Here is a 7,256-nt window from a genome sequence, read left to right as displayed (position 1 = left end):
CGCAAGGTGCGCGTCGCCATGAGCAACGCCTTCGCCATGGGCGGCACGAACGCAGTTCTGGCATTCAGGCAGGTGTAGAAGCCATGCAAGACGCCTCATTTGAGGTCACCTGTCGTATCTAGCTGCTTGCCGGACCACTATGTGAAGCGAGCGCTATTGGCTGCCTCTGCGATGCGGGAATTGGCAGCGGACGTCTCACGATCAAACAGGCATCTGCTTGTAGAATTCTTTTAATCGTGAAGCGGCGCGAGTGCGCTATCCGTTGAGGTGAGCAAGGCCGGCGCCCTGGGTGAGCTCTGGTGTCGGGTGGTGGAAAGTACAGGGGGAGCTGTGTGGCCACCTCTTTCTCGGCCTCGACGATGTGCGAAGGAGCCTGTGCGGCGAACGGGCCGACGCCCCAGGCTCAGAACCTGGGCGAACCTAACTCCCGCCAAAGGACAGCCCAGAGCTGGATACACGAAAAAGATACTGAACCCGCGAATCAGATTCTGATCAATCGTCGTGTCTGAGCTCCGCTCGGGCTCTTACGGAGATAATCGAGCGGCCCGGCAACGGCCGCGCGTGCCGCGGGCGTGAGCTTTGCGCTTCGTCAGAAGTGCCTCGAGCGTGACGACGATAATTGACCAGCCATATGGAACGCATTCGCCCAGTTATCCAAAGCGTGGATACCTTTCATCTAAACAAAGGATTTTACCGTTTTTGCTGCAGGTCCCATAGAAGCGCTTCAAGTTGGAAAGATAGGTAGTTCCGATGGTTGCGTTGGATCCGAGGAGCATCATCTGGTGTGCGGGGCGTACAAAGTCAGTCGCATCTGCATTGCGGCTTGGTCTTTCGGCGGTCTCCACAAGTTACGCCCCGTTGGGGCGACGCCAATTATTTAACCAATGCTTGGACATTTATCTCAACCGGACAGCTACAAGGTGAGGTCTTCCATGCGCCCGAATGTCGAGTGGAAGTTGTGCTGGGAAAATGAGTTGCAACTGGCCGACCATGTCGAACTCTCCGACTTTTTTCGAAAGACCTATGGACGGACTGGCGCCTTCAACGCGGAGCCATTCGAAGGCGGCCGCAGTTGGGCCGGCGCGAGGCCGGAATTCCGCGCAATCGGCTACGACGCGCATGGGGTAGCGGCTCACATCGGCATGCTGCGGCGCTTCATCAAAGTTGGCGAGGTCGACTTGATCGTCGCTGAATTGGGCCTGTACGCGGTTCGTCCGGATCTTGAAGGGCTCGGAATCGGTTTTTCGATGCGCGTGGCGTACCCAGTGCTCCATCAGTTGGGTGTTCCATTCGCTTTCGGCACGGTTCGGCACGCGCTGCGAAACCATGTCGAAAGATTCTGCAGAGCCGGCCTCGCGAACATTGTGTCGGGCGTTCGCGTACGGTCGACCCGTCCAGACGTGCATCCCGACCTGCCGCCCACGCGCCTGGAAGACGTACTCGTGTTGGTTTCGCCGATCGGACGCTCGATGGACGAGTGGCCGTCCGGTACCCTGATCGACCGGAACGGTCCGGAACTATGAAGCCTCTGGACTACATATGCGAAGGGCAGAGTGACAATGCCGATGGCATTGCAGAGCGCAGCGTCTATCTGACGTTTGACGACGGTCCCAATTCATTTTTCACACCGCAGATACTCAATGTGCTGGCGCAACATCAGGTGCCGGCGACCTTCTTCGTTGTTGGGGCCTACGCGGCCGACGAGCCGGAACTCGTTCGCCGAATTATTACAGACGGGCACGGTATAGCCAACCACACGATGACTCATCCGGACCTGGCTAAATGCGGGCCCGTCGAAGTCGACCGCCAGATAGTTGAGGCAAACAGAGTCATAGGGATGGCTTGCCCGCAGGCCATGGTTCGGTACTTTCGTGCACCGTATGGCATCTGGACCGAAGAAGTAATCGCTGCATCAGCGGGTGCGGCATTGGCGCCCGTCCATTGGTCCATTGATCCACGCGACTGGTCTCGCCCCGGCGTTGACGCCATCGTCGACAGAGTGCTCGCCGATATCCGGCCGGGCGCAATCGTGCTGTTGCACGACGGGTGCGCTCCCGACGAATTGCAACCAGGCAATCAAGCCAGTCTGCGCGACCAGACGGTGACAGCGTTGTCACGCCTAATTCCAGAATTGCACGGCCGCGGATTTGTAATCCGATCACTTCCTCAACATCCCTGAACAAACAGAGATCCTATGGACCTTCTCACCACAGCCAGTACTGTTGCCGTTTCGTCTTATGCGGTGCTCTCGACTGTTTACAGAGGCATGCAAGCGGTCTACTCCCAACCGGAAAATGTTACGCCGCCGTCGGAAAGCTTGTTCGGATCCGACCGTTGGCCGAGCGTGGATGTCATCATCCCCTGCTACAATGAGGACCCGCGCACACTCGCGGCGTGTTTAGCTTCCATCGCAATTCAAGATTACGCCGGAACATTTCAGGTCTATCTGGTTGACGACGGTTCTGGAAATCGTAATGCCGTCATCCCGGTACATCACGCCTACGAGGGCGACCCGAGATTCAATTTCATTCTGCTCCGCGAGAATGTTGGCAAACGCAAGGCGCAGATCGCCGCCATCCGCCGCTCATCTGGAGATTTCGTGCTCAGCGTCGACTCTGACACGACACTTGCGTCCGACGTGATCACGAAGCTTGCAGTAAAAATGCGGGATCCCATGGTCGGAGCGGCCATGGGCCAGCTGACGGCATACAACCGCAGCGACACTTGGTTGACCCGATTGATCGATATGGAATACTGGCTGGCTTGCAATGAGGAGCGCGCGGCGCAAGGTCGCTTTGGTGCGGTCATGTGCTGCTGCGGCCCATGTGCAATGTACCGCCGGTCTTGTCTCCTTTCTCTGCTGGATCAATACGAGACGCAGCTGTTCAGGGGGAAACCAAGCGACTTCGGTGAAGACCGTCATCTTACGATCCTCATGCTGAAAGCAGGCTTTCGAACCGAGTACGTTCCAGGTGCCGTCGCGGCGACAGTCGTTCCGGACAAGATGGGACCTTATTTGCGCCAACAACTCCGCTGGGCACGGAGCACTTTCCGGGACACGATGCTTGCGCGAGGTCTACTGCGTGGCCTGGATCGCTATCTAACTTTGGATGTGATGGGAGAGAATCTCGGCCCATTGTTGCTCGGCATCGCGGTAGTAACGGCGCTCGGTGAGCTACTATTTTCACATACAGTAAATTGGTGGACGGTGCTGGCTATTGTCACCATGACCATAATCAGATCTACGGTGTTATCTTTCCGCACTCGGCAGCTTCGATTCATCGGCTATTCAATGCACGCGTTAATCAGGATATTCCTGTTGATCCCCTTGAAGGCTTACGCCCTGTGTACATTGAGCAATAGCGATTGGCTGTCGCGTAAAAGTGTTCCCCTGCCCAACAGAAGCACAAAGGAAATCACAAGCGCGACGCCGCTTGCCGGAGCAAATGCTGCGGGCAATTCTGGAATTGCGGAGTCACTTCATACTGCAGATCTTTCGCTCACAGCTGGTGAAGTCTGACGGCCTTGCAGCGCCGGGTGACCGAGTAAGTTGTGTCAGTCGACACGTGGTGAAGCTTGTCGAGTTACCTATGGTCAGAACGGGAACTATCTGGAAGCGACACGTGGCATCTTGACGTTAATTCTTTGGCGGAAGCGATACACGCGTCGCTCCGGCCGCGACTTTCCAAAGGTGCCATCTCAAGGCGGTGGCCTGCTCTGAACCAGATTCGTAAGTAAGCTGCCGGTGGCCAATCGGACTCATTCCGCTTGAGATAGACGCATGTCCAATGTAGCAATCGACCTTACCAGCGTAACCAAATTATTCGGAAACAAGCTCGTTGTGGACGGGCTGTCCTTCACCGTTGCATCGGGAGAGTGCTTCGGTCTGCTGGGGCCGAACGGCGCAGGCAAGAGCACGATTGCGCGTATGCTCCTCGGTATGACCCGGCCTGACGCGGGTGATATAACAGTCCTCGGTCTACCAGTGCCGGCACGCAGCCGCTTGGCCCGCAAGGGCATAGGCGTGGTCCCGCAGTTCGACAATCTCGACCTGGAATTTACGGTACGTGAGAACCTGTTGGTGTTCGGGCGCTACTTCGGCATGAGAACAAGAGAGATCAACGCCGTCATCCCACGGCTCCTCGAGTTCGCTCGCCTTGAGAGCAAGGCGGATTCACGTGTCGGCCTGCTATCCGGCGGGATGAAGCGGCGCCTGACGCTGGCACGTGCTCTGATCAACGACCCCCAGTTGCTTGTGATGGATGAGCCCACGACCGGCCTCGACCCGCATGCCCGCCATCTGATCTGGGAGCGACTTCGTTTCCTGCTGGCGAGCGGAAAAACGATCATTTTGACCACCCATTTCATGGAAGAGGCTGAGCGGCTTTGTGATCGGCTGTGTGTTCTCGAGCGGGGACGCAAGATCGCCGAGGGCAGTCCTCATGCGCTGATCGACGAGTACATTGGGTGCAACGTGATCGAGATCTTCGGCGGCAATCCACAGGAGCTGATTTCGCTGATCAGGCCGTACGTTCAGCGTATCGAGGTAAGCGGCGAGACGCTCTTTTGCTATGCGCCTGATCCGGAGGATGTGCGCATCCAGCTTCGCGGTCGAGCGGGTCTGCGTATTCTGGAGCGTCCACCCAGTCTGGAGGACGTTTTCTTGCGGCTAACCGGACGTGAGATGGAGAAGTGAGCAATGGGTGAACGTCTTGCGGCCGCTCTACCCGCCAACGCCTGGAACTGGATCGCGGTGTGGCGCCGCAATCATTTGGCATGGAAGAAGGTGGCATTTGCTTCAATGCTCGGCACCCTTGCTGATCCGATGATTTACCTTTTCGGGCTCGGCACTGGCCTTGGACTGTTGGTAGGCCGCATCGAAGGTGCATCCTACATCGCTTTTCTGGCAGCCGGCATGGTTGCGACAAGCGCGATGACAGCATCGACCTTCGAAACAATTTACGCGGTTTTCGGTCGAATGCGCGATCAGGGCACTTGGGAAGCAATCTTGCACACACAACTTACCCTCGGCGACATCGTTCTCGGTGAATTGACCTGGGCAGCCACAAAGGCCTTTCTGGCCGGTACGACAATTGCGATTGTTGCCGCCGCGCTAGGTTATGCCGCGTGGACGTCGGTTCTCTACGTGCTGCCGGTCATCGCTCTCACCGGGTTCGCCTTTGCGAGCCTGGCCATGCTCGTCATCGCGCTCGCGCCCAGTTATCACTATTTTATTTTCTATCAGACGCTTGTCATCACACCTATGCTGTTCCTTTCGGGCGCGGTTTTTCCAGTCGGCCAATTGCCAGGAGTGTTTCAGCAGATTGCGGCCTTCTCGCCGCTGGCGAATTCTATCGATCTAATCCGTCCGGTGATGCTCGGCCGCCTGGGCGACAATGTAGGGCTGCATATAGGCGCACTTTGCATGTTCGCTGTATTGCCTTTTTTTGTGTCGGCTGGACTGTTTCATCGACGACTAATGCGTTGACGCTTACCTACGCCCATCAACGAGAAGGAGGTCCGCAATGCCGGATTGCAAACTGCCCACAGCGGCCCGGAGGCATGCGTGTGCCAGGAATCGCGAGTGGTACAACAACGCCGAAGCCGGGCGCCACCCAGCCGCTGCAGGCACGCGCCCATCTTCGCGACCACACCTCGGAGTACAGGCTGGGTGGTGAGGCGCGGACCCACCCGGAGCGTTCAAGCGATAGCAGCCAAGCTTCTTGTGCGCGTCCCCAGACCGTCGCGGCCATTATTTAGTTGGATACACATGCAATGACCCACAACGAACCAACTCCTGAGCCTTTTGTGATCCTTGCTATGCCAAGGACCGGAACACACTATTTAGAAGAATTGCTAAACGAGCATCCGACCGTTTTGAGTAACGGTGAGTTGCTAAACGAATATGATCCCAATTGGCCCAGCACGGATCGCCTGCTAGGCACGGATCGCGAGCTTCTTGAGCTTGCCTATGTGCGCTGCCCTATGCGCGACTACAAGAATGTGACGCATCTTGGCTGCAAGATCAATGAACCTCAGTTTCGCGAGCGTCCAGCATTCTTTGCGGAATTAGCTCGTTGGCCAGCACTCAAGGTCATCCTCGTTGTTCGCCGAAACGTATTGGAATCGCTCCGTTCCTTTGTGCAGGCCAGGGAAAGCGGTCAGTGGCTGAAGTTCAGCTCGGACAACGATACCGCTCGGCCACCGAGCGTCAGGTTGTCAATCGCTGACTGTGAGGCTTATTTCAAAGCCGCCGACGATTTTCACGCTCGCGTTATGGACTCCTTCACGTCGACCAACCTGCTTGTAATGGAATACGAGAGCCTTCTTCATGAACCTGCCCAATGCTTGGGAGCGGTTTGGGATTTCCTGGGCGTTCCAGCGCTTGAGCCATCAGATAACGCCATCCTGCAGCGCCAGGAAACGCGACCGCTGGATCAAACGGTGGAGAACTTTGACGAGTTGCGGATTCACTTCGCACGCGGACCTTATTCAAGATTTTTTGACCTCGGAGATTCGATGCGCTCCTACGCTTAATCGCTTGTCCCGCGTGCTCTGATGGGCGTGTAGGATATCCTACAGTTTGCGCGCATTCCGTCGCAAAACTGACCAACCAAAGTCACCAAGACGACAGATATCGGCCGGCATTCGATCTGCGGCGAACATCAAAGGCACGGCCGCAAGGCGACCTGGTCAATTCCCTCTCTGGCGAAGCACTTCTTCACGCGATCTTTGGCGAGCCTTGAGTGCAAATTCCGGCAAAGGTGGAGGGTTCCAGTGCGCAACCCGCACCAATCTCGCTGGACGGGACAGGCCTCCAGTTGGCACGGCGCTTGCTCCGAGATGACAGCAGCGCTCGACCGGAGCGCAGCATGGGAGAAGGAGGAGCCCCCACCCCGATCCGGTCAGGGAGAGAGAAACGGTGTTGGTTCCAAAAGTCCCCCGCGCGATCGCAGCGCCCCGCAAGCGCCATTTTGCCCGGACCTACGTGCAGGTGCTTGCCGCCATAGTCCTGGGTGCCGCAATTGGCTATCTCTATCCGGAAACCGGCCAGAGCCTGAAGCCGCTCGGCGATGCCTTCATCAAAGTCGTCAAGATGATTATCGCACCTGTCATCTTCCTGACAATTGCGACCGGCATTGCCGGCATGAGCGATCTGCAGAAGGTCGGCCGAGTTGCCGCCAAGGCGATGGTTTATTTCCTCACCTTCTCGACGCTTGCACTCGTTGTCGGACTGATTGTCGCGAATATCGTTC

7 protein-coding genes are annotated in these 7,256 nt (G+C 57.0%); all 7 read left to right on the top strand.

The genetic code is table 11. From position 1 onward, the window contains the following. Positions 1-932: 932 nt before the first annotated feature. Entirely contained in the window at positions 933-1,523 is a 591-nt protein-coding gene (locus EOA60_RS12390; RefSeq protein ID WP_063169401.1) for a NodA family N-acyltransferase, read from the top strand. Then, a complete protein-coding gene (nodB, locus tag EOA60_RS12385; protein WP_091600617.1) occupies positions 1,520-2,179 on the top strand; it encodes a chitooligosaccharide deacetylase NodB in 660 nt (219 codons plus the stop codon). Before EOA60_RS12390 ends, nodB begins: the two co-directional genes overlap by 4 nt. A gap of 15 nt (positions 2,180-2,194) precedes the next feature. Then, complete coding sequence (gene nodC, locus EOA60_RS12380; protein WP_091600618.1) at positions 2,195-3,520, top strand: chitooligosaccharide synthase NodC; 1,326 nt, start codon at positions 2,195-2,197, stop codon at positions 3,518-3,520. 261 nt (positions 3,521-3,781) lie between these two features. Further along, the gene (nodI, locus tag EOA60_RS12375; protein WP_128239352.1) at positions 3,782-4,696 is read left to right on the top strand and encodes a nodulation factor ABC transporter ATP-binding protein NodI; all 915 of its coding nucleotides are present in this window, start codon (positions 3,782-3,784) and stop codon (positions 4,694-4,696) included. A gap of 3 nt (positions 4,697-4,699) precedes the next feature. Continuing rightward, positions 4,700-5,488: an ABC transporter permease gene (locus tag EOA60_RS12370; protein ID WP_091600620.1), complete on the top strand. Its 789-nt coding sequence runs from the start codon at positions 4,700-4,702 to the stop codon at positions 5,486-5,488. A gap of 287 nt (positions 5,489-5,775) precedes the next feature. After that, positions 5,776-6,537, top strand: a complete 762-nt coding sequence (locus tag EOA60_RS12365; RefSeq protein WP_024505871.1) for a sulfotransferase — start codon at positions 5,776-5,778, stop codon at positions 6,535-6,537. Positions 6,538-6,925: 388 nt separating this feature from the next. Next, positions 6,926-7,256: cation:dicarboxylase symporter family transporter (locus tag EOA60_RS12360; protein WP_245502549.1), on the top strand; the 331-nt coding region annotated here is incomplete at its 3' end.

Origin of the sequence: Mesorhizobium sp. M1A.F.Ca.IN.020.06.1.1, from assembly GCF_004023265.1 — a bacterium.
Lineage (GTDB): Bacteria > Pseudomonadota > Alphaproteobacteria > Rhizobiales > Rhizobiaceae > Mesorhizobium.
The sequence above is the reverse complement of the archived record's forward strand: the minus strand, read 5'-3'. Positions and strand labels throughout refer to the sequence as shown.